Below are 19,703 nucleotides of genomic sequence, written 5' to 3' on the forward strand. Positions count from 1 at the left end.
GTTTAGCCACCCTACTAAAAATAGCCAATGCTTGTTTTTTGCAGGGGGAAACCAGGGGAAGGGGGGGAACAGCTAGGGGGAGGTTCCTATGGCCAGGTGCAGCAATCCTACTAACCAAAGGAAAAGCCGGGTGCCAGGCACTTAACTTATTAACTTAGTTGGTATTATATCGAATGCCACAGGCAACTCGAAGCGCGCAAAGTACCTCGAAGCACTTTTAGAGATGTACCCGATAAAATGGGATACCGGTTTGTAAGAACATTAGGGACGGTTCCAGATGTGAATCAAAAAATAAACTTTGAAACGGGGCGGGAACATTGAAAGAAAATTTCGAAATCATCAGTAGGATGCTGGAGCTGGCAGAAACCTGCCAGGAGGGCCTGGAGTACGCCAGGGACGCTTTAAAGCGGGACATAGCCGGCGACTCGCTAGCCGTCATGGCGGACGCCCTGGAGGCCTTCTCCAGGATGGAGGCGAGCCTGCAGCCGCTGCTGCCGGGCCTGCCGGAGAACCGCATCCCCGAATTGACCGGTAAACTCCGCGGGGCCTTCGACCTGGTGGTGTCAGCCCACGAGGGCGGTAGCGCGGGCAAGGCCCTGGAGTACACGCAGTTCGTCCTCGTCCCGGGCTACCAGCAGTGGCGGGAGGAGCTGGAGAGGTGCCCGCGGCCGTTCGTTGCCTCGTAGCGCGAGGGGGCGACCTGGTGAACCAGATGCTGGGTAATGCGGCGGAAGGCAGGGACGCGGCCCAATTTATAATTGTAGCTTCAAGAAAGCTAGTCAAAAGGTGTGTTTTTTCTGTCACAAAGAGAAGGTGAAATATGCTAAAAAATGTATTATTTTCTAAATATTTTAGCGATAGAAGAGAAAGAATAATTTCTTATTAGATACCGATATTTTAGCCGACATTGCACAAGGTGGTTAAAGTCAAAAGATTTCTCATGGCCTTCGATCGCGAGGTATAGTTTTGGTGTTTGCCCTTCCCAGTATAATGGAACTTGGTTTTGGATCAAATGAACAAGCTAAGCCCGAAGAAATAAAATTATATACAGATATGTATAAGTCAACAGTAATAAATCCTTACCATGCTATGGAATTAAGATCAGAATTAAGAGAAAACTATGATGCATTTAGAGGGTCTTTGATTGGTGTATCTCCTGATCCTAATGACTGGTTTGCAGCTAAAAAAGCTCTTGGCTTTAGCAACTTTTCCTGAATTAAAGGATTGTCGTCACGTCTTAAGGGGATATAATGACAATGCCAATATCATAGACGAAATAACTGATATTGTTTATCACACCAATACATTTACAGAGACACAAGAAAACGTACAACAATCGTTCCATAAGGTTATTGAACTCTTAAAATTGACAAAAGACATGACAGTTCACCTGTACGAATAGATTATCCCAGGCTTTTACCTTATTAGCATAGTCACATCGGGAACGGTTCTCGGATGTGAATTCGGGACCGTCCCTGTGGAACACGTAGTCTAATCACCCTCACCGGTCACCGTCGGCGGGGTATTTTCCTTATTCCCCGCCGGTTCCCGGGGCCGGGGAAGCGGTGGCGCGGGTTCATGCAGGCCGCCGGTTTGCGCGGCGAATTGGACCGTTTTTGCGGCGCGAATTTCCCGGCACCCCACGCTGAACTCCTAGCATCACCCACCTACACGAAAACGTGTCAGTTTCGGCCACCAAGACCGGGACAAAACGTTAAGAATTCATAAAGTTATTACATTATTAACAGCGAGAAAAATCTTGCCGGCCTCCTGCGGCCCGGTGTAAACTGTAACCAGGAATAAAAAAGGAGACGGGCTGATGAACAAAAACCACATCGACCACGACCGCCTGTTCAAAGAACTGCTGGAGACCTTCTTTGCCGAGTTCATGCGGCTGTTCTTCCCCGAGGCCAGCCGGGCCATCGACCTGACCCACATCAAATTTCTACAGCAGGAGATTTTCACCGACGTTACGGCCGGCGAAAAGCACAAAGCGGACATAATAGTCGAAACCAAACTCAGGAAAGAACCGGGACTGATCCTGGTACATGTGGAAGCCCAGTCGTACATGCAGAAGGAATTCAGCGAGCGGATGTTCATTTACTTCAGCCGGCTGTACGAAAAGTACCGGCGGAAAATACTGCCCATTGCCGTTTTCACCTACGACCGGGCCCGCGACGAGCCGGACAGTTTTGAGCTCGGCTTTCCTTTCCTGGACGTGCTGAACTTTCGCTTTTACAAACTGGAGTTAAAGAAGCTGCACTGGCGCAACTACATCCACAGCGACAATCCCGTGGCCGCGGCACTTTTAAGCAAAATGGGTTTCAAGCCGGAAGAGAGGGTGCGGGTGAAACTTGAATTCATGCGCATGCTGGTCCGGATGAAGCTGGACCCGGCGCGGATGGAGCTGCTGGCCGGCTTTTTCGAAACTTACCTGAAGCTGGACGGGCGGGAAGAAGAAGCGTTCTACCGGGAACTGGGCAGAATAGATAAAGAGGAGGCCGATGCAATCGTGCAGATTACCACGAGCTGGCATGAGAAAGGCCGGATGGAAGGCCGGATGGAAGGCTGGAAGAAAGGCCGGGTGGAAGGCTGGAAGGAAGGCCAGATAGAAGGCTGGAAGAAAGGCCGGGTGGAAGGTGAGGCCATCGGTGAAGTGAAGGCCAAGCAGGAGGTCATTTGCAAGTTCCTGGCGGCCAGGTTCGGGCTGGATGCCGCTGCAGTCAAGGAAAAAGTACGGCACTTGACTGACGTGAAGCTGCTGGATAAGGTGCTGGCGGAACTGTTCACCGCGAATTCTTTAGAAGAGGCGCAGAAAATAATGAAAGGGGCAGGCTTGAAATTGTGAGTTTTTTCATTTTCCTGGGATGCATCCAGTTCAGATTTGGGAGAGATAAGTAATGGGAAATTTAATTACACTGGATACTAATGCTGTCACCCGTCACGTATCAAATGTTTTGAAAAATTTTCCCGAGATTGCCGGTGCCTACCTTTTTGGCTCCGCCCTGGGAAAATGCAGGCCGGACAGTGACATTGACATCGGGCTGGTGCCTGAGAATATCTGGCTCACCGACAGAGAAGCAGCACAGCTGGAATCTGAGGTATCCCTTTCCCTTAAGCCGTTCGAAGGTCACCTTTACGATATTGCATTTCTGAGTCCCCGTCACACAATATTCAGTTTTCGGGTTATCAAAGAAGGGAAATTGTTTTACGTACGGAACATAGAGCGGATTCGAGACCTGATGGAACTGGTCAGCAGGCGCTATGCCGACGTATACCCCCGGTACAGGTTAGCCCTTGAAGAGATAATAGCTGAGGTGGTCTCCGGTGGGAGTTGACCGGGAACGCATTTTAAAAAAGGTAAGTTACATACGGGAACAGGTTTCCGGTGTGGAAAGGCTTTTGACGGAAAAAAGCAAGGAAGATATTATTCACGACCCGTGGATCATTAAAGGATTAAAATATACATTACAAACAGCCATAGAAGCCATGATTGACACGGCGTATCACATTTCAGCAAAAGAATATGATTATGCTCCGTCCGACGCAAGGGACGCCTTTAACAAGCTGGCAGAAGCTGGTTTAATATCACGCCAGGACTTACCGGTTTACGGAGCCATGGTTGGCTTTCGGAATCGAGTTGTACACGGTTACCAGGAAGTGAGCGCAGAAAGGGTAATGGAAATTGTCCAGAATGAACTGGGAGATTTTGAAAAGTTTATCCGCCAGGTTTCTGTTCTGCTTAAGTAGCTGCAGACCACAGCAAAAGTGTGGGTGGATTAAATGAACCACTAACACTGATGTCGAATTTATATTTCAGGCTAGTAGATATTAGGTTATGTAGCGGTCGGGTCACATTGGGGACGGTTCTGGAATGTGAATTTGATAAAAGGAGACGGGCTGATGAACAAAAACCACATTGACCACGACCGCCTGTTCAAAGAACTGCTGGAAACATTTGGCCGGCTTTTTCGAAACTTACCTGAAGCTGGACGGGCGGGAAGAAGAAGCGTTTTACCGGGAACTGGGCAGAATAGATAAAGAGGAGGCCGATGCAATCGTGCAGATTACCACGAGCTGGCATGAGAAAGGCCGGATGGAAGGCTGGAAGAAAGGCCGGGTGGAAGGTGAGGCCATCGGTGAAGTGAAGGCCAAGCAGGAGATCATTTGCAAGTTCCTGGCGGCCAGGTTCGGGCTGGATGCCGCTGCAGTCAAGGAAAAAGTACGGCACTTGACTGACGTGAAGCTGCTGGATAAGGTACTGGCGGAACTGTTCACCGCGAATTCTTTAGAAGAGGCGCAGAAAATAATGAAAGGGGCAGGCTTGAAATTGTGAGTTTTTTCATTTTCCTGGGATGCATCCAGTTCAGATTTGGGAGAGATAAGTAATGGGAAATTTAATTACACTGGATACTAATGCTGTCACCCGTCACGTATCAAATGTTTTGAAAAATTTTCCCGAGATTGCCGGTGCCTACCTTTTTGGCTCCGCCCTGGGAAAATGCAGGCCGGACAGTGACATTGACATCGGGCTGGTGCCTGAGAATATCCGGCTCACCGGCAAAAAAGCGGCATAACTGGAATGCGATAAAAACTTAAATCCGGCACCCTGGTTCAGAAATGAATTTTTAATGTATAATAAAGTTTGTAATCCTTTTGATTCCTTAAAGATCCCCTTGGGGTGGATTAAATGGACCACTTGAATATAGATATGCTGCAGCAAAAGGCAGCAGACATTGCCCGCGCCAGGAAAATGCTTGACAAATACGGGGCCATTCCCCGGCATGAATTCTTAAAAGATGAAACAATCATTTCAGCCGCCAAGTACCAGCTCATTGTGGCCGCCGAAGCTGCCCAGAGTATATGCAATCACCTGGCGGCCCGGGTGGCCAAAAGGGCCCCGGCAAGCTACAGCGACTGTTACCTGATTTTGCGTGACGAAGGCTTAATCAGCGAGCATTTAGCAACCAGGCTGGCGGAGATGGCAAAATTCCGCAATCTTTTGGTTCACAGATACGGGATAATTGATAATAATAAAGTTTATGACATCATTACTGCCGGTAATTTAAATGACTTGACAGACTTTCTTGCGGAAGTCGGAAAACTGGCAGGAGGAAAATTATAAATGAAAAGGCCGGACATCAGGCAGTTGAAGGATAAAGTTGCCCGGCATCTTCAAAAGCGCAGGGAAATTATTTTTGCTTACCTCCACGGGTCGGTGCTGGAACACAAAAATTACAATGATATTGATATAGCAGCTTATATAAGAGACGGTGTGATTACTTCGCATAAAGACGTAATGGATTACGAAATACCTGCTTCAATCCAACTGGAACGTGAACTGGGTAAGCCAGTTGATTTTCATCTTCTCAACTTTGTTTCCGCGGCCTTTGCTTACCACGCCACTGCCGGGATACTGCTTTTTTGCCGGGATGACCGGTGCAGGTACGATTTTCTGGAACGGACATGGCGGGAATATTTTGATTACCAGCCGTTTGTAAGAACTTTTATAAAAGATTTAACCGCACAGTTTTAGCGGAATTCCGGAACCTGTTAAAGCCACCTCAGGGAGATGAAGTGCATGTTCATCGGCAGTATTCAAAAATTTGCGCCGCATTTTTACGCCGGGCATTATTCGTATTGGCGGAACCTGCCGGCTTATTTTTCGGCAGCCGACTCCTTGCTGCCGGGAATTTTGTTAAACGGGCCCTGCGTAAAAATTGCCCCCGGCAGCAAAAAGGAAGTAGGCATGTTTTTGTACCGGCATAATTTGGAAGAAATAAAGTCCGGTTACGGCAGCAGCGGTGAAGTGAAGGGGAAATTAAAGCCGGTAAAAACGACCAAACTGCCGGTCGTACAGGAGTGCAAAACCTGCCGGGCCCGCAAGTACCGGGACGGCTCCGCGGACCCCGGGGTATCCTTTAAGGTGCCCGCCCACATACCGCCGGAGCAGTCCTTTGCTGCCATAACCGCCCATGAGCAGGAACACCTTTCCCGGGAAAAGGCAAAAGCCCGGCTCGAGGGCCGGGAGGTAGTAACCCAGTATATCAGTTACCAGTTCGCCAGGTGTCCCGAGTGCGGCAGGACTTATGTGGCGGGAGGCGAGGCGGTGACCGTAACCGCCCCTGCCCGAAGAACCGAACCCTGCACGGGATTGTTTTTTGACGTTACGGTGGGTGCTTTGTGGAAGGGTGCAGCCAACCTGGTGGATTTCTACGTTTAACGCTCTTTTTCAACTCCATCCACCGGTGCCGGACCCTTTCACGCCCTTATTTCCTGGCGCATGAAAACAATGTAGGCCACCGCAAAGCATATCATTGTAGCCGCAACCAATCCCACAATATGAGGCCAGACCAATAGAAGGCTTTGCCCCACAGAAAGCGGGCCCTCGATGGCACCGATGGCCTGCTGTAATAAGATGGGCCCCAGGGTACGTACGGAAGGGTTTAAAAGGGTTGCCGTGGCCTCATCATAAAGGATTGTGGGTGACAGCCGGCTCAGCCCCTGTTCCAGTTTCTCATGGGCCAATTGCTGCTGTGCCGTCGACTCACCTGTTACCGGGTAAACCGCGTCAGCAGCCATGCCGGCCAAGAGGGAGGCGAAAATTGCAAAAAACAGCCATACGGCAATACCTGCCAGGGCTGAAGTGGATGTCTGCCGGAACAGCAGCGAAAAAAGCATGGAAAGGGCCAGCCAAAAAGCTACATAGACCACGCTGATCAATAAATAACTTCCTATCCGCAATATTTCTCCCCAAGTGGGCGGCACGCCGGTCAATATCAAGCCCATGCCTGCCACTATCAGCCCCAGGCTGAAAATCATCATTGCCAGTACAATAATCCCGGCCAAAAATTTGCCGTTTATCAAGGCGTCGCGGTAAATGGGCTGGGATAACACTCTGCTGAGGGTGCGCCGGTTTTTTTCGCCGTTTATGGCGTCAAACCCCATAGCCAGCCCCACCAGCGGGCCTAAAAAGGACAGAAAAGAAGTAAAGGGGGGCATGGTGGAACCGGAAGCGGTAAACAGCCGCAAAAACACAAATTCAGTTTCACCTTCTCCCACCGCCGCCCTGATATTGCTGGCGGCAACATAAGTGGCGGCCAGCCCGGTAACGGCCACCAGCAAAAAAAGTATAAGAAAGCGATTGCCCCCCAGGTGGTCGGCCGCTTCCTTGCGCACCACCGCCGAAATTCCCCTGTTGGCCTGAATTACAGATTTAACCGGCGCCCCCCCTGCAGGCGGCAGGTATTTTTTCCAAAACGAGAGGTCAGGTACTTGAACCCGCATTTTCATAGTTCCCCTCCTGTTGGAAATAACGGCGGTAGATATCATCCAGGGAGAAACCTTTGAGCCGTAAGTGTTGTATTACGTATCCTTTAGCAAATAGACTTTTTGCCAGGTTATGGCGTATATCCCCGGTACAGTGAAGCAATAAAAGTTCTTCCTGCCTGCTGACTGACTTTACGCCCTCAAACTGCTGGCAAAACTGTACCAGAGCTTCATCAAAAGGAGTGGCGGCCAGTTCCACTACTACTGTATCGCCCGTCAACTGGGCTTCCAGGTCCTGGATTGTGCCGCAGGCAATTAAGCTGCCGTCAACCAAGATGCCCACCCGATCGCAAATCCGCTGCACCTGGTGCAGCAGGTGGGAAGAAAGTAAAATTGTGCGCCCGTCCTTTCGCGCCAGCTCCACTATCAAATTCAGCAAGCGATCCGTTCCATCGGGGTCAAGCCCGAGGGTGGGCTCATCAAGAATCAGCAGTTGCGGGTCCTTTACCAGCAAGTCGGCTATACCCAGCCTTCGGCGCATACCGTGGGAATATTCCCCTACTTTTCTGTTTCCTTTTTCCGCCAGGCCCACCCGCTCCAGGGCTGCTTCTATTCTTTTCCGCGCCTGCTCGCCCGTTATGCCGTTAAGCGCAGCTGTATAGCTTAAATTTTCCCAGCCCGTGAGCTCGTTATAGAAGCCCACATTGTCCGGCAAATAGCCGGTAATGGATTTTACGGCCAGCGGGTTTTTGGTAGCATCGCAGCCGTTAACAATTGCCCGGCCTTCCGTGGGTTCGCTCAGCCCCAGGAGCATCAAGATAATGGTCGTCTTGCCTGCCCCGTTGGGGCCCAACAGCCCGAATATGGTTCCCGGCATTACGTGCAAATTGAGCTTATTCACGGCAGTTATATTGCCGTAGCGCTTGGTGAGGTTTATGGTTTTAATAATTGGCTCTTCCCCCGCAGCCATGCTTATCTCCTCCCGTAAACACGAAAGGCCCTGTATACCCCGGCTATTACCAGCAAAACGATAAGCAGGCCCAGTACGCCCCACAAAGTGGAAGTCTTAACGGTAACCCTCAGGTCAGCCTCATCACGGGTTTCTCTGGTGTCGGCACTGAGAGAAACAACATAGTCCCCGGCAATGGCCTTGCCGCTGGCTTTAATGACGGCGGAAATCTGCCGTGTTTCTCCCGGCTTCAACACATCTACGGTTTCGGGGTCAAATTTTACCGACCAGTCCCGGGGTGCCTGCGCGGAAAAGCTGATGTCGTGCAGTTCCGTGCTGCCGGTATTGCGGACTTCCATGGTAATTTCCTTTTCTTTGCCCGCCACTATGTCTGCACTCAGCCTGCCTGAAGGAGTGGTAAATTCCAGTTCGTACGAGCCGGTGATAATTACATTCAGGTCGGTACTGATCTTTTCGCTGCCGCTTACTGCTTGTACAGGTATGGTGTATTTGCCGGCCTTCACCCGGGCCGGGGGAACTATCATAACATTGAGGCCTTCGGTCTGGCCTGCCTTAACGGTCAAGCTGGCAATTTGCTGGTCCTTATATGCCGGGGTGAATGATACCTGCCAACCTTCAGGCACCTTTGCGCTGAGGCTGTACGAGCGGTCTTTGGAACTGTTATTGGATAAATCCAGCCTGAAGTTGTATGTAGCATCACCGGGCCCCTTGAGCTCTGAATACTGGGTCACCAGTTCGTCTTGTCCTATATTTTCCTTAGTTATGGCAATATCGAGGCGCAAATTATCCCAGCCGTCCCTTACACCGGCAGCCTCGACTATAATGCCGTAGCTGCCGGGGGAGGCATTATCCGGCACTTTAACATGCAATGTCGCACCCGCCGCAGAGTTGCGGCCTACATAAACCTGGTGAATTATTTTACCGTTGCCCTTAAGGACTGTTTTCCATCCCTTCGGCTTTTGCTTCACGCTCAATTTAACGGCCTGTGAAGCCAGCCCGTTATTTTTAATTTGCAAGTCGAAGGTAAGATCTTCTCCCGGTGTAATCGTAATTCCGGGATAATCCGTCGACAGTTCCAAACCTGTGCGGGCCTGGGCAGAAAAGGGGTTCACCATTAGACCCAATATTACTAAAATTGTTAAGAAAAAGACTGCTGCTTTGCTGTTTTTTTTCTGCATCAATACCACCTCCACAGGTTTTTTATATGAAAGCCTTGCGCCACCTGCTGCTCCGCAGGCGGCATGGAGGTTATTGATGTATTCCACAAAATTATGTTATCTTTAAAAGTTAGACAAGTCAAGCAAGTACCCGGGCTGCCTGGCCCTTAAAAACCTTCTTAAAAAAGTTCCCCTTCAAGTACTAAATATTTAGATGTTTTGTGCCGAATAAGTTATTAGCAGACGGCGCTAGGGAGGGTTATTATGTTCTCCAATCTACGTATCGGCGGTTTGGCCTCCGGGATGGATATAGATTCCATTGTGGAAGAGTTAATGAAGGCGCACCGGGCACCGGTGCAGAAGCTGGAACAGGAAAAACAGATCCTGGAGTGGAAACAGGAAGATTACCGGGAGATAAATACCAGGTTGCGCAGCTTCCGGGATATTGTTTTTGATATGAAGCTGCAGTCCACTTATTTGGCCAAGAAAGCATCCTCTTCCGATGAAAGCGTGCTTACGGCCACGGCAAACCCCAGTGCCGCACCGGGAACTTATATCGTAAACATAAGCCAGCTGGCAGCAGGTGTTTTCAAGGGCAGCCAGTCTGGATTAGCCGACGAAAAGAATGAGGATGGCAGCACGAAAACCCTGGCAGAGCAGTTTGGCCTCAGCGGAACCATAAGCTTTGAACTGCAGGGAAGCAAAGGCAGTCAAGTCTTTGAGTTCGATACGGGCTCGGATACCATTTACACAGTAGTTTCCGAGATAAATAGTGCCGACCTCGGCATTAAAGCAAGTTACGACTCCACTTTAAACAGGTTTTTCCTCACCACCGAATCAACTGGAAAATACGAATTTATTAACGTAATCAGTGATAGTAGCGGATTTTTATCAGATGCTACCGGTTCAGACGGCAGTAACGTCTTAGGTTTATTACTTAAAACCAGCGGTTTTAAAATCGATGAACCCGAAACCGATCCTAATTATGCGAATCTTCCTGCCAATCAAAAGGGCCAGGACGCCAGCTTCACCTTCGGGGACACCGTCCTCACCAGTTCCACCAACAATGTGACTGTCAATGGCATATCGCTGGAATTAAAAGACGACACGGGTACCGACGTCAACATCACCATCACCAGCGACACCGACGCCGTCTTCAATTCCATTGTTAATTTCATAAACGAATACAATAATGTCATCGAGGCCATCAGCGATAAACTGCACGAGCCGCGCTACCGGGACTACATGCCCCTCACCGACGAGCAGAGGGAAAAGCTTACCGACGACCAGATTGACAGGTGGATTGAAAAGGCCCGCAGCGGCCTTTTGCGCAACGACCCCATTTTATACAGCATATTTTCTAAAATGCGCTTTACCATGTCGGCAGTGGTTCCAACCAGCAACCCTGACTACGACCGCCTGGCCGACATAGGCATCACCACCACGGCGGATTATACGTCCGGCAAGCTGGTGGTAGATGAAGAAAAGCTGCGCGACGCCATTGAAAAAGACCCCCAGGCTGTAATGGAACTGTTCACCCACGATTCTGAAGACTACAGCGAAATGGGCATTGCCAGGAGGCTTTATGAAGATGTAAACAATGCCATGCAAAGGATTTCCGAAAAGGCCGGCAGTGACAACAACTACAGCCTGGTGGACAACAGCTTCATCGGCAAGGAAATCGAACGCATACAAGAAGAGATAGAGCGCAGGGAAGAACGCCTGGAACAGCTGGAAGACCGCTATTGGCGGCAGTTTATCGCCATGGAAAAGGCCATTCAGCAGATGAACCAGCAGAGCCTGTGGCTGGCCCAGCAGCTGGGCCTGGGCATGGGCTAGAAAGGAGTATAAAATTAATGAACGCCAACCCTTACCAGCAATACCGGGAAAACGCCATCAAGAGCGCATCGCCGGGAGAATTGACCCTTGCCCTTTATAACGGAATCGTAAAGTTTATCAGGCAGGGAATGATGGCCATTGACGATAAAAACATTGAAGGGGCCAGTAATGCCATCATAAGGGCACAGGATATCATTTCTTACCTTATGGATACATTAAACCGCGACTATGAAATTGCCAATAATCTTATGAGCCTTTATGATTATATGAAACGCCGGCTGGTGGAAGCAAATATCAAAAAGGATAAAGTCATCCTGGAGGAAGTGCTGGGAATGGTAGAAGAATTGCGGGACGCCTGGGGACAGGCCGTAAAACAGACTGGTGGAAGAAAATAAGGGATAAATGCGATGGCGGACAGGGATAATATATTGCAAAATTTATTTGAGTTAATGGAAGAAAAAAAGGCGCTGGCCCTGCAAATTTTGGATTTAACCCGCAAGCAGGCTGAAGCGCTTAAAACAAGGGACACCACAGGCGAAAAATTTATACAATACCTGCAGGATTTGCTGGATGAGAGACAAAAATACATTGACATGATAGACCAAATCGACCGGAAAATACCTTTTTTAAAAGAAAAGCTCGACAAGACGGGCGGCAGGCGGGAACTCTATGCCGTCATGGAGGATATGATAAGCGATATCACGGAAATTTTGGAAGAAGCGCGTAAGATTAATGATGACAACCGGGCCAGGTTTAAAGAGTTCATGTCCCGGCTGCTCGACCGCATGAAATCTTTACAGGCCGGGAAACTTTCAGTCAAAACATATACAAAATCACCCCGGCAGGTACAGGGATTTTTTGTGGATAAGAAAAAATAAGTTGAGCATTTTAAAGAAGGTGAAAGAGTGAAAATCCAGGGCACAGCCCCCTCCGGTGTTACTCAATTTCGGAAATCTCCCGATAGTCCTCAATTAAGACAGAATTTCCGGAAAAAAATAGAAGCATTTAATAATCCGGAAACCAGTCAAAGGGAAAAACCTTCCGAGCAGCAGCTACAACAAGCAATAGAGCAGTTAAATAAAACCATGATGACCTATAATACGGAACTCCGGTTTAAGCTGCACAAAGAAAGCGGCGAAATGCAGATTTCGGTAATAAATTCAGAAACCAAAGAGGTAATCCGGAAAATCCCCCCGGACAAGATATTACAGATTGTGGCCCATATCAAGGAAATGCTGGGAATAATTGTGGATGAGCTGATTTAGCCTGAGAAACGCCCGCAATTAAAGCGGGTTTTTGTTTTTTTAGGTCAAATTGATAACATTTAATAAATTATCAATTGACTTTTCCTGGGCAGTAAACTATATAATATTCTATGGTATACAACGACATATTTAGGCAAAATTACCGAAAGGTAATGGCGCAAAGCTAGAGGGTCTAAGGGCTCTTGAGCCTATGACAGCCAGCTGCCCTGCAAAAGCAGGTTACACAAAATCCTCTGGCCTTTTCCGGAGGATTTTTTAATATAATAAATATCTTGCAGGATGTTCAAACATTTTGTTGAAGTAAAGAAAAATAATGCCTTTATCACCAGTAGTAAACCATTTAAGTTAAAAGTTATTTCCAAAGGTGATTGGTCATGTTTTTCAATAACAACAAAATTAACCTGGCTTTAATTAAACAACTGGATGCGGCAAATTTACGCCAAAAGGTAATTGCAGATAACATAGCCAACATAAATACCCCCAATTTTAAAAAATCAAAGGTAAGGTTTGAGGGAGAATTAAAAAAAGCCTTAAGCAAAAAACAGCCGCGACTCTTAACCAGCCACCCCCGGCACATTTCCAACATACCAACTCTGTCCCAACTGGAGCCTCAAGTGGTTAAAATGGAAAATACCACCATGAGGGCAAATGGTAATAACGTGGATCTGGACGAAGAAATGATTAACCTGGCCAGAAATACCCTTGTTTACCGTACCGCAGCGCAAATTTTCAATATGCGCAAGTCTATAATAAGTGAAGTAATCCGGGGAGGGAGGTAATAATTTTGCTCGATGCCTTTGACATCAGCGGTTCCGGAATGACGGCAAACCGGTTGTGGCTGGATACAATAGCCAACAATATTGCCAATATGAACAGCACCGGACGCCCCGAAGACAGGAAAAATCCCCCTTACAGGCGGCAAGTCCCGGTGTTTTCCCAGGTTTTAAAAAGGGAATTAAAGCACAGCCCGGCCGGTACCGGTTACCGGCCGGGAGGGGTTACAGTAATTAAAATTCTCGAAGATCAAAATGAGCCCAGGCTGGTGTATAACCCCTCTCACCCGCACGCCAACCAGGCGGGTTACGTGGCCTACCCCAATATTAATATAACCAATGAAATAGCCAATATGATGGCTGCCACCAGGGCATATGAAGCTAACGTCACCGCTTTGCAGGCAGCCAAAGACGTGGCGCTGGCGGCACTGGAGATAAGCCGGGGCTAAAATAACTTACCCTACCCGGGAAAGGAGAGTAAAGGTTGAATATAAATGCGATTCTTCCGCAACCTGTAACGCTAGCGGAAAAACAATCCGCTGCCTCTTCCAAGAAGAAAGAATCTTTTGCCCAGATGCTCAACCAGTCGCTGCAAAACCTGAACAAGTCCCAAAAAGAAGCGGAAGGGGCAATCAAACAATTCCTTACTGGAGATATTCAAGACCTGCACCGGGTTATTATTACCCTGGAAGAAGCAAAGCTGAGCATGCAACTTGCCGTTCAGGTGCGCAATAAATTGCTGGAAGCATACCAGGAAATGATGCGCATGCAGATATAATATACCCGCCAAACATCTAGGAGTGGTCCAATGAATCCCAATAACCTGCTTGCCAGGTTGCGGGAATGGTGGCAAGCTCAGGATACCAAGCGCAAAATTGCATTCGTTGTCGCCGGCGCGGCAATTCTTATTACATTGACCTTTCTCGGCCAAATTTTGCTGCGTCCCGCTTACGCACCTCTTTTTACCCAACTGGACCCGGCAGAAGCAGGCTCCATAGTGGAGGAACTGGAATCAATGAATGTTCCCTACCGCCTTACCAACGGCGGTAAAACCATAGAAGTTCCGGAAAACCAGGTCTATCAAACCCGTATCAAACTTGCCAGTTCCGGCGCCCTGCCGGGAGGGGACAAGGGATTTGAACTGTTTGACGAGCAAAAATTCGGCATAACCGAATTTGAACAACATGTAGGGTACCAGCGGGCATTACAGGAAGAACTCCGGCGCACCATTGTTCAGCTGGACGAGGTGGAACAGGCACGGGTACACCTGGTACTTCCCGAAAGAAGCCTTTTTGCGGAAGAAGAAACCAAACCTTCGGCATCCATAGTCCTCAGGCTGAAGAGCGCCGCCCGCCTGCAGCCGGAGCAGGTACAGGGGATAATAAACCTGGTTACGGGTGCGGTGGAAGGTTTGCAGCCGGAAAATGTACATATTATAGATACAAAAGGCAACATATTAAACGATAATTTAGCGCGTGAAAATGAGGGAATAACCACCCGGCAATCGGCCACCTGGCAGCAGTTAAAAAGGGATTTTGAAAAACAATTGGAAACCCGTATCCAGCAGATGTTGTCCCGCATCTTCGGGCCGGGGGCCGCGGTGGCCATGGTCACGGCGGAGCTGGATTTCGACCAAAAGAAATCCACCAGTACCATCTACGGGCCCGGGCAGGTAATAAGCCGGCAAACGGTAACGGAAGAGGGCACCAGCAGCGGCGCCCGCGGGTTCGGCGGTACCGACGGTGAATTTAGTACTTTTCCCGGAATAACAGAAGATAACCGGGAAAATTTAAACCGGGAAGAGCAAATTACCAATTACCAGACGGACGTTTACCAGGAAACTTTGATCAAAAGTCCGGGAGAGGTAAAGCGCCTTTCCGTGGCCGTGGTGGTGGATCAGAAGGTACTGGAGGACGCCGACGGAACCCCCCCCAGCACCGGCCAGCTTAACCAAATTCAGAGGCTTATCGCCTCCGCAGTTGGCTATGACCCCACCAGGGGAGATCAGATCACCGTTTCCAGTATGCCCTTTGATACCAGCTTGCAGGAAGTATTCCAGGAAAAAACACCGGCAGCACAAAAATGGGCTGTTCCCCGGCTTAACCCGTGGCTGGCCGGGGGTATCGCCGCGGGCACATTGTTGCTCCTGTTAATATTATTCCTGCTGGTGCGCAGGCTAAGGAAGCGCAAGATTCGCCCCCCTGAAGCAGCGGAAGAAGCCCCTCCTCCACCACCTCCGCCGGAACCCGAACCCATTATTCCTCCCAAGCCTGATCAGAGACAGAAAATAAGGGATCTGGCCAGGGAAAAGCCGGAGGAAGTGGCAGAAATACTTAAACTATGGCTCAAAGAGTAGGTGATTACTTGTGTGTGCCGCTCCCCAGCTCACCGGGCTGCAAAAAACAGCAATCCTGCTTATCGCCCTCGGTTCGGATATCTCTGCAAAAATTCTTAAACAGAACTTTCATGACGAGGATATTGAAAAGATCAGCCAGCAAATTTCCATGATGGACCGTGTTCCCAAAGAAGTGCAGAGAGCCGTTATTGATGAATTTGTCCAGCTTGTCCAGGCCCGGGAATACGTGGCCACCGGCGGGCTGAAATATGCCAGGGAGATGCTGGAAAAGGCCCTGGGAAAGGACAAGGCCACGCGAATTCTGGAAAAGGTTGCACTAACCATCAAAAAGAGGCCTTTCAGCAATTTACGTAAAACCGATCCCAAGCACTTGATCAATTTCATAAAGGATGAACACCCGCAGACCATCGCCCTTATTCTGACCTACCTGCACCCGGAGCAGGCGGCCATGGTACTTTCATCCCTCCCACCGGAAACTCAAGGCGACATAGCCAGGCGCATAGCCCTGCTGGACAGGGTATCGCCGGAAATAATCAAAAACGTAGAGGAAGTACTGGAACGAAAACTGTCGGTGGTTTCCTACCACGATGAGACCGCAGGGGGCTTGAAACCCCTGGTTGAAATATTGAACAGGGTGGACCGGTCAACGGAAAAAACTATACTGGAAGAATTGGAAGTTAAGGACCCCGACCTGGCTGAAAATGTCCGCAATAATCTTTTCGTATTCGAAGATATTGTAAAATTACCCGACACTTCCATCCAGAGGGTGCTCAGGGAAGTGGATTCCAAGGATCTGGCCAGGGCCTTAAAGGGCTCCAACGAGGAAGTGGCGGAGTTAATTTACAAAAATATGTCCAAGAGGGCCGCGGATATGTTGCGTGATGAGATTAAATACATGGGCCCGGTAAGGCTCCGGGACGTGGAAGAGTCCCAGCAGCGCATCGTCCAGATAATCCGTCAACTGGATGAAAGCGGGGAAATTATTATCGCCCGGGGTGGGGAAGATGCCATTCTCACCTAAAATTATAAGGAGCATCCCTCCAAACGGGGAAAGTAAACATCAAGTGACCCTGCAGCTGCGCCATGATTTCCCCGAGCCGCGGGAACCTCAAGAAAAAGTGGATCACTCCGAAATCGGCCGGCAAATTATTGCCGGGGCCAGAGCCGAAGCAGAGCAGATTCTGGCGCGGGCCCAAAGGGAAGCCGAAGAAAAGGCCAAGCAGCTGGCGGAAAAAGCCAGGGAAGAAGGCTACAAGCAAGGATACCAGGAAGGAATAGAACAAGCCCGGGCCGAAGCCGAAGAAATCCGCAGCCGGGCCCGGCAGGTTTTAAAACAAGCCGAAGAACAAAGGAACAAAACCCTCGGATCCCTGGAAAGGGAAATTATAGGCCTGAGCGTGGACATCGCCGAAAAAATTTTAGCCCGGCAGCTCTCCTTAGACCCCGAGACGGTACTGGCCATAGCCCGGGAAGCCCTGCAGCTGGTTAAAGACAGAGAATATATAACCATCTTTTTTAACCCCGCCGACCGGGAAACCTTTGAAAAAAACACTGAAGAATTAAAAAGGTTATTGCCTGCCCACGCTTCCCTGAACTTATTAAGTGATGATTCAATTACCCCGGGAGGCTGCATTGTAGAATCAGAACACGGAAAGGTAGAGGCCACCCTGGAGGCCCGCTGGGAAGCCATACTGGAAAGCCTGGGAGTGGAACGAAAAAACGAATGACAGGCAGCATAGACCTTACCCCCTGGCGGGAGAAGGTAAAAAACAGCCGGGTCCTCCGAACTGTAGGCAGGGTAACCCGGGTGATAGGCCTCACTGTTGAAGTGCGGGGCATAAGTGCCCGGGTGGGCGAAGTTTGCAATATAGTGGTTCCCGGACGCCGGCATCCTGTACAGGCAGAAGTTGTGGGCTTTAAGGAAAACAAAACCATTATGATGCCCCTGGACAACCTGCAAGGTATTTATCCCGACTGCCCGGTCATTCCCACAGGAAATTCCCTTAAAGTACAGGTGGGAGACCACCTTTTGGGACAAATCCTGGACGGGCTGGGAAGTCCCATTTCCGGGGCCGACAAGACGGAGGTTTTCCCCGGGACTCCTTTCCCGGTGGATAATTCACCGCCCAACCCCCTGGAACGGAAGCCCATTACCGGGATCTTCTCCACCGGCATCCGGGCCATTGATGCCCTCCTTACCTGCGGCAGGGGACAGAGGGTGGGCATTTTTGCCGGAAGCGGGGTGGGTAAAAGTACCTTGTTGGGCATGATTTCCCGCTACGGCGAGGCAGATGTTAACGTCATCGGCCTGATAGGGGAAAGGGGCCGGGAGGTCCTGGATTTCATTGAAAACGACCTGGGGGAGTCCGGCCTGGCCAAATCCGTCGTAGTGTCCGCCACCTCTGACCAGCCCGCGCTGGTACGCCTTAAGGGGGCCTTTGTGGCCACCGCCATAGCGGAATACTTCCGCGACCGGGGCAAAAATGTATTGCTGCTCATGGATTCCATCACCCGCTTTGCCATGGCCCAGCGGGAAGTGGGACTGGCCGTGGGAGAACCGCCTGCCACCAAGGGCTATACCCCTTCGGTATTTGCCCTGCTGCCGCGCCTGCTTGAACGCTCGGGCACTTCCTCCAGGGGAACCATCACCGCCTTTTACACCGTACTGGTGGACGGGGACGACATGAGCGAGCCAGTAGCCGACGCGGTCCGGGGAATACTGGACGGACACATAATACTTTCCCGGGAACTGGCGTCCCAGAATCATTACCCCGCCATAGATGTATTAAACAGTGTAAGCCGTCTTATGCCCGACATTACACCGGAAGAGCACCGTCTCCAGGCAGGTAAAATAAGGGAACTGCTGGCCAATTACAAACAAGCGGAAGACCTCATAAATATAGGTGCCTATGTATCCGGCTCAAACCCCAAGGTAGATGAAGCCATAAAATACCGCGATGCAATTATGGAATTTTTAAAGCAAGACCTCAACGAAAGTTCCGATTATGACGATACCTTGCAACGCTTGTTTAATCTCGTTCCGAAAGGAGACAGTAAATGACAGGGTTTAACTTCCGCCTGGAACCGGTTCTCAAACAGCGCGAGAAAAGGGAACAGGAAGCAGCGCAGGCCCGGGCGAGGGCACATAAGGAATATCTCAACCAGCTGGAAAAACTGGAAATAATCCGGCAAAACCTGGAGGAAGCAATGGAAACCAGTACTATCACGGACTCCTTTGACGCGGTAAATGCCTTTATATATCGTGAATATTTAAAAGCAAAAGCCGCGCAGCAGGAGCAAAAAGTCAGCAAAGCTTCCCAAAATCTTGAAAAGTACCGCCGAGAAGCCGTTGAGGCCCACAAGCAAAAACTTATTTTGGAGAAACTAAAACAAAATGAGTATGCCAAATACATGCAAAAACTAAATAAGATAGAACAAAAAATAAATGATGAACTGGCAACTCAGTTAAGTATACGCCACCGGGATAAAACATTATGGTAATCAAAGGAGGTGACTGGGAATAAACACTCCACCCGTAACCCAATTACCAAAAAGCGAACAGCCAGAACAAAAGCCTGGCGGTAAAACCGCCGGAGATAAAAATTTTGCCGTACTTCTGGAACTATTGGGACAAGCTAAAAGAAAAATTTTTCAGCAAAAGAGTAATAGCCCGGCAGGAGATGATGTAACAGTTATTTCTCTTATTAGCGGCATGTTAAGTTCCCGGGAATCTCCCGTAATAGAACAATTAGTTGATATCTTTACAAACCCAGAAGAAACAGATTTCAAGCAACTGGCCCAGAATCCCGGGCTGAAGCCAAAAAACGCATACCAGCTCTTATTAAATTATTCGAACCAAACCGAAAAAACTTGGGGGTTACCACAGGTAAATCTAGAAAACATTTTGCGGGCTGCAAACACCAAGGGAGAACAAACTTTCATACAAGCAAGCAATATCCCGCCCGGCCAAACCTGGACCGGCAAGCCTGCCCAAAATTCCAAAGCAATGCCTTCAACCCCCGGTAACCAACAATCAGCTTGGCAGCCAATCACAAAATTATTAGACCAGGGCCC

General features: G+C 49.4%; 25 protein-coding genes and 1 riboswitch. Of the genes, 22 read left to right on the forward strand and 3 right to left on the reverse strand.

The features are described from left to right. Positions 1–317 precede the first annotated feature (317 nt). The 10 genes from ACX4JR_RS08685 (at position 318) to ACX4JR_RS08730 (ending at position 6,223) form a co-directional block, all read left to right on the forward strand. Complete coding sequence (locus ACX4JR_RS08685; protein ID WP_476057685.1) at positions 318–686, forward strand: DUF8042 domain-containing protein; 369 nt, start codon at positions 318–320, stop codon at positions 684–686. A gap of 280 nt (positions 687–966) precedes the next feature. Then, positions 967–1,215, forward strand: coding sequence for a hypothetical protein (locus ACX4JR_RS08690; RefSeq protein ID WP_476057686.1), 249 nt, complete (start codon positions 967–969; stop codon positions 1,213–1,215). A gap of 604 nt (positions 1,216–1,819) precedes the next feature. Beyond that, complete coding sequence (locus ACX4JR_RS08695; RefSeq protein ID WP_476057687.1) at positions 1,820–2,848, forward strand: Rpn family recombination-promoting nuclease/putative transposase; 1,029 nt, start codon at positions 1,820–1,822, stop codon at positions 2,846–2,848. A 52-nt stretch (positions 2,849–2,900) separates the two neighbouring features. Beyond that, positions 2,901–3,338, forward strand: coding sequence for a nucleotidyltransferase domain-containing protein (locus ACX4JR_RS08700; RefSeq protein ID WP_476057688.1), 438 nt, complete (start codon positions 2,901–2,903; stop codon positions 3,336–3,338). Next, complete coding sequence (hepT, locus tag ACX4JR_RS08705; RefSeq protein WP_476057689.1) at positions 3,328–3,750, forward strand: type VII toxin-antitoxin system HepT family RNase toxin; 423 nt, start codon at positions 3,328–3,330, stop codon at positions 3,748–3,750. The genes ACX4JR_RS08700 and hepT (ACX4JR_RS08705) overlap by 11 nt, the downstream gene beginning before the upstream one ends. A gap of 208 nt (positions 3,751–3,958) precedes the next feature. Then, positions 3,959–4,336 carry a hypothetical protein gene (locus ACX4JR_RS08710; RefSeq protein ID WP_476057690.1) on the forward strand — a complete coding sequence of 126 codons (378 nt, stop codon included), beginning with the start codon at positions 3,959–3,961 and terminating at the stop codon, positions 4,334–4,336. 52 nt (positions 4,337–4,388) lie between these two features. Further along, positions 4,389–4,577: a nucleotidyltransferase domain-containing protein gene (locus tag ACX4JR_RS08715; RefSeq protein WP_476057691.1), complete on the forward strand. Its 189-nt coding sequence runs from the start codon at positions 4,389–4,391 to the stop codon at positions 4,575–4,577. A gap of 113 nt (positions 4,578–4,690) precedes the next feature. Further along, a complete protein-coding gene (gene hepT / locus ACX4JR_RS08720) occupies positions 4,691–5,125 on the forward strand; it encodes a type VII toxin-antitoxin system HepT family RNase toxin (protein WP_476057692.1) in 435 nt (144 codons plus the stop codon). Continuing rightward, entirely contained in the window at positions 5,126–5,536 is a 411-nt protein-coding gene (locus ACX4JR_RS08725; protein WP_476057693.1) for a nucleotidyltransferase domain-containing protein, read from the forward strand. Between the two features lie 45 nt (positions 5,537–5,581). Next, positions 5,582–6,223, forward strand: a complete 642-nt coding sequence (locus ACX4JR_RS08730; RefSeq protein WP_476057694.1) for a hypothetical protein — start codon at positions 5,582–5,584, stop codon at positions 6,221–6,223. A gap of 38 nt (positions 6,224–6,261) precedes the next feature. Here the strand turns inward: ACX4JR_RS08730 and ACX4JR_RS08735 are convergent, their stop codons facing one another. Genes ACX4JR_RS08735 through ACX4JR_RS08745 form a run of 3 tightly spaced genes read right to left on the reverse strand, consistent with a single transcriptional unit; the run spans position 6,262 to position 9,417 of the window. Beyond that, positions 6,262–7,293, reverse strand: a complete 1,032-nt coding sequence (locus ACX4JR_RS08735) for an ABC transporter permease (RefSeq protein WP_476057695.1) — start codon at positions 7,291–7,293, stop codon at positions 6,262–6,264. Beyond that, the gene (locus ACX4JR_RS08740) at positions 7,268–8,239 is read right to left on the reverse strand and encodes an ABC transporter ATP-binding protein (protein WP_476057696.1); all 972 of its coding nucleotides are present in this window, start codon (positions 8,237–8,239) and stop codon (positions 7,268–7,270) included. The genes ACX4JR_RS08735 and ACX4JR_RS08740 overlap by 26 nt, the downstream gene beginning before the upstream one ends. A 2-nt stretch (positions 8,240–8,241) precedes the next feature. Continuing rightward, positions 8,242–9,417, reverse strand: coding sequence for a COG1470 family protein (locus tag ACX4JR_RS08745; protein WP_476057697.1), 1,176 nt, complete (start codon positions 9,415–9,417; stop codon positions 8,242–8,244). Positions 9,418–9,660: 243 nt separating this feature from the next. Between ACX4JR_RS08745 and ACX4JR_RS08750 the strand changes: the two genes are divergently transcribed. From ACX4JR_RS08750 to ACX4JR_RS08805, 12 genes are all read left to right on the forward strand, one after another. Beyond that, positions 9,661–11,235 (forward strand): flagellar hook-associated protein 2, encoded by a 1,575-nt coding sequence (locus ACX4JR_RS08750; RefSeq protein ID WP_476057698.1) that lies wholly within the window; start codon positions 9,661–9,663, stop codon positions 11,233–11,235. A 17-nt stretch (positions 11,236–11,252) separates the two neighbouring features. Next, complete coding sequence (fliS, locus tag ACX4JR_RS08755) at positions 11,253–11,630, forward strand: flagellar export chaperone FliS (RefSeq protein ID WP_476057699.1); 378 nt, start codon at positions 11,253–11,255, stop codon at positions 11,628–11,630. Positions 11,631–11,642: 12 nt separating this feature from the next. Further along, complete coding sequence (gene flgN, locus ACX4JR_RS08760; protein WP_476057700.1) at positions 11,643–12,113, forward strand: flagellar export chaperone FlgN; 471 nt, start codon at positions 11,643–11,645, stop codon at positions 12,111–12,113. A 27-nt stretch (positions 12,114–12,140) separates the two neighbouring features. Then, on the forward strand, positions 12,141–12,500 hold the full coding sequence (locus ACX4JR_RS08765; protein ID WP_476057701.1) for a flagellar protein FlaG: 360 nt from the start codon (positions 12,141–12,143) through the stop codon (positions 12,498–12,500). A 122-nt stretch (positions 12,501–12,622) separates the two neighbouring features. Further along, a riboswitch (cyclic di-GMP riboswitch) is annotated at positions 12,623–12,709 on the forward strand. A gap of 165 nt (positions 12,710–12,874) precedes the next feature. Next, positions 12,875–13,279 carry a flagellar basal body rod protein FlgB gene (gene flgB / locus ACX4JR_RS08770; protein ID WP_476057702.1) on the forward strand — a complete coding sequence of 135 codons (405 nt, stop codon included), beginning with the start codon at positions 12,875–12,877 and terminating at the stop codon, positions 13,277–13,279. After that, positions 13,279–13,722, forward strand: coding sequence for a flagellar basal body rod protein FlgC (flgC, locus tag ACX4JR_RS08775; protein WP_476060520.1), 444 nt, complete (start codon positions 13,279–13,281; stop codon positions 13,720–13,722). The genes flgB and flgC overlap by 1 nt, the downstream gene beginning before the upstream one ends. 35 nt (positions 13,723–13,757) lie before the next feature. Beyond that, the gene (fliE, locus tag ACX4JR_RS08780; protein ID WP_476057703.1) at positions 13,758–14,051 is read left to right on the forward strand and encodes a flagellar hook-basal body complex protein FliE; all 294 of its coding nucleotides are present in this window, start codon (positions 13,758–13,760) and stop codon (positions 14,049–14,051) included. A gap of 30 nt (positions 14,052–14,081) precedes the next feature. Next, a complete protein-coding gene (fliF, locus tag ACX4JR_RS08785) occupies positions 14,082–15,629 on the forward strand; it encodes a flagellar basal-body MS-ring/collar protein FliF (protein ID WP_476057704.1) in 1,548 nt (515 codons plus the stop codon). Between the two features lie 10 nt (positions 15,630–15,639). Continuing rightward, positions 15,640–16,650: a flagellar motor switch protein FliG gene (fliG, locus tag ACX4JR_RS08790; protein ID WP_476057705.1), complete on the forward strand. Its 1,011-nt coding sequence runs from the start codon at positions 15,640–15,642 to the stop codon at positions 16,648–16,650. Beyond that, positions 16,634–17,356 (forward strand): FliH/SctL family protein, encoded by a 723-nt coding sequence (locus ACX4JR_RS08795; protein WP_476057706.1) that lies wholly within the window; start codon positions 16,634–16,636, stop codon positions 17,354–17,356. The genes fliG and ACX4JR_RS08795 overlap by 17 nt, the downstream gene beginning before the upstream one ends. Continuing rightward, the gene (gene fliI, locus ACX4JR_RS08800) at positions 17,353–18,690 is read left to right on the forward strand and encodes a flagellar protein export ATPase FliI (protein ID WP_476057707.1); all 1,338 of its coding nucleotides are present in this window, start codon (positions 17,353–17,355) and stop codon (positions 18,688–18,690) included. The genes ACX4JR_RS08795 and fliI overlap by 4 nt, the downstream gene beginning before the upstream one ends. Further along, positions 18,687–19,130, forward strand: coding sequence for a flagellar export protein FliJ (locus tag ACX4JR_RS08805; protein WP_476057708.1), 444 nt, complete (start codon positions 18,687–18,689; stop codon positions 19,128–19,130). The genes fliI and ACX4JR_RS08805 overlap by 4 nt, the downstream gene beginning before the upstream one ends. The last annotated feature ends 573 nt before the right edge of the window (positions 19,131–19,703 follow it).

The sequence above is a fragment of the Desulfofundulus sp. JL263-se genome (assembly GCF_056316025.1).

What these genes read in the sequence shown, in the direction of transcription:
- ACX4JR_RS08695 (WP_476057687.1), top strand. Translation starts at nt 1,820, where the DNA reads ATGAACAAAAACCACATCGACCACGACCGCCTGTTCAAAGAACTGCTG.
- ACX4JR_RS08700 (WP_476057688.1), top strand. Translation starts at nt 2,901, where the DNA reads ATGGGAAATTTAATTACACTGGATACTAATGCTGTCACCCGTCACGTA.
- ACX4JR_RS08715 (WP_476057691.1), top strand. Translation starts at nt 4,389, where the DNA reads ATGGGAAATTTAATTACACTGGATACTAATGCTGTCACCCGTCACGTA.
- hepT (WP_476057692.1), top strand. Translation starts at nt 4,691, where the DNA reads ATGGACCACTTGAATATAGATATGCTGCAGCAAAAGGCAGCAGACATT.
- ACX4JR_RS08725 (WP_476057693.1), top strand. Translation starts at nt 5,126, where the DNA reads ATGAAAAGGCCGGACATCAGGCAGTTGAAGGATAAAGTTGCCCGGCAT.
- ACX4JR_RS08730 (WP_476057694.1), top strand. Translation starts at nt 5,582, where the DNA reads ATGTTCATCGGCAGTATTCAAAAATTTGCGCCGCATTTTTACGCCGGG.
- ACX4JR_RS08735 (WP_476057695.1), bottom strand. Translation starts at nt 7,293, where the DNA reads ATGAAAATGCGGGTTCAAGTACCTGACCTCTCGTTTTGGAAAAAATAC.
- ACX4JR_RS08740 (WP_476057696.1), bottom strand. Translation starts at nt 8,239, where the DNA reads ATGGCTGCGGGGGAAGAGCCAATTATTAAAACCATAAACCTCACCAAG.
- ACX4JR_RS08745 (WP_476057697.1), bottom strand. Translation starts at nt 9,417, where the DNA reads ATGCAGAAAAAAAACAGCAAAGCAGCAGTCTTTTTCTTAACAATTTTA.
- ACX4JR_RS08750 (WP_476057698.1), top strand. Translation starts at nt 9,661, where the DNA reads ATGTTCTCCAATCTACGTATCGGCGGTTTGGCCTCCGGGATGGATATA.
- fliS (WP_476057699.1), top strand. Translation starts at nt 11,253, where the DNA reads ATGAACGCCAACCCTTACCAGCAATACCGGGAAAACGCCATCAAGAGC.
- flgN (WP_476057700.1), top strand. Translation starts at nt 11,643, where the DNA reads ATGGCGGACAGGGATAATATATTGCAAAATTTATTTGAGTTAATGGAA.
- flgB (WP_476057702.1), top strand. Translation starts at nt 12,875, where the DNA reads ATGTTTTTCAATAACAACAAAATTAACCTGGCTTTAATTAAACAACTG.
- fliF (WP_476057704.1), top strand. Translation starts at nt 14,082, where the DNA reads ATGAATCCCAATAACCTGCTTGCCAGGTTGCGGGAATGGTGGCAAGCT.
- ACX4JR_RS08795 (WP_476057706.1), top strand. Translation starts at nt 16,634, where the DNA reads ATGCCATTCTCACCTAAAATTATAAGGAGCATCCCTCCAAACGGGGAA.
- fliI (WP_476057707.1), top strand. Translation starts at nt 17,353, where the DNA reads ATGACAGGCAGCATAGACCTTACCCCCTGGCGGGAGAAGGTAAAAAAC.
- ACX4JR_RS08805 (WP_476057708.1), top strand. Translation starts at nt 18,687, where the DNA reads ATGACAGGGTTTAACTTCCGCCTGGAACCGGTTCTCAAACAGCGCGAG.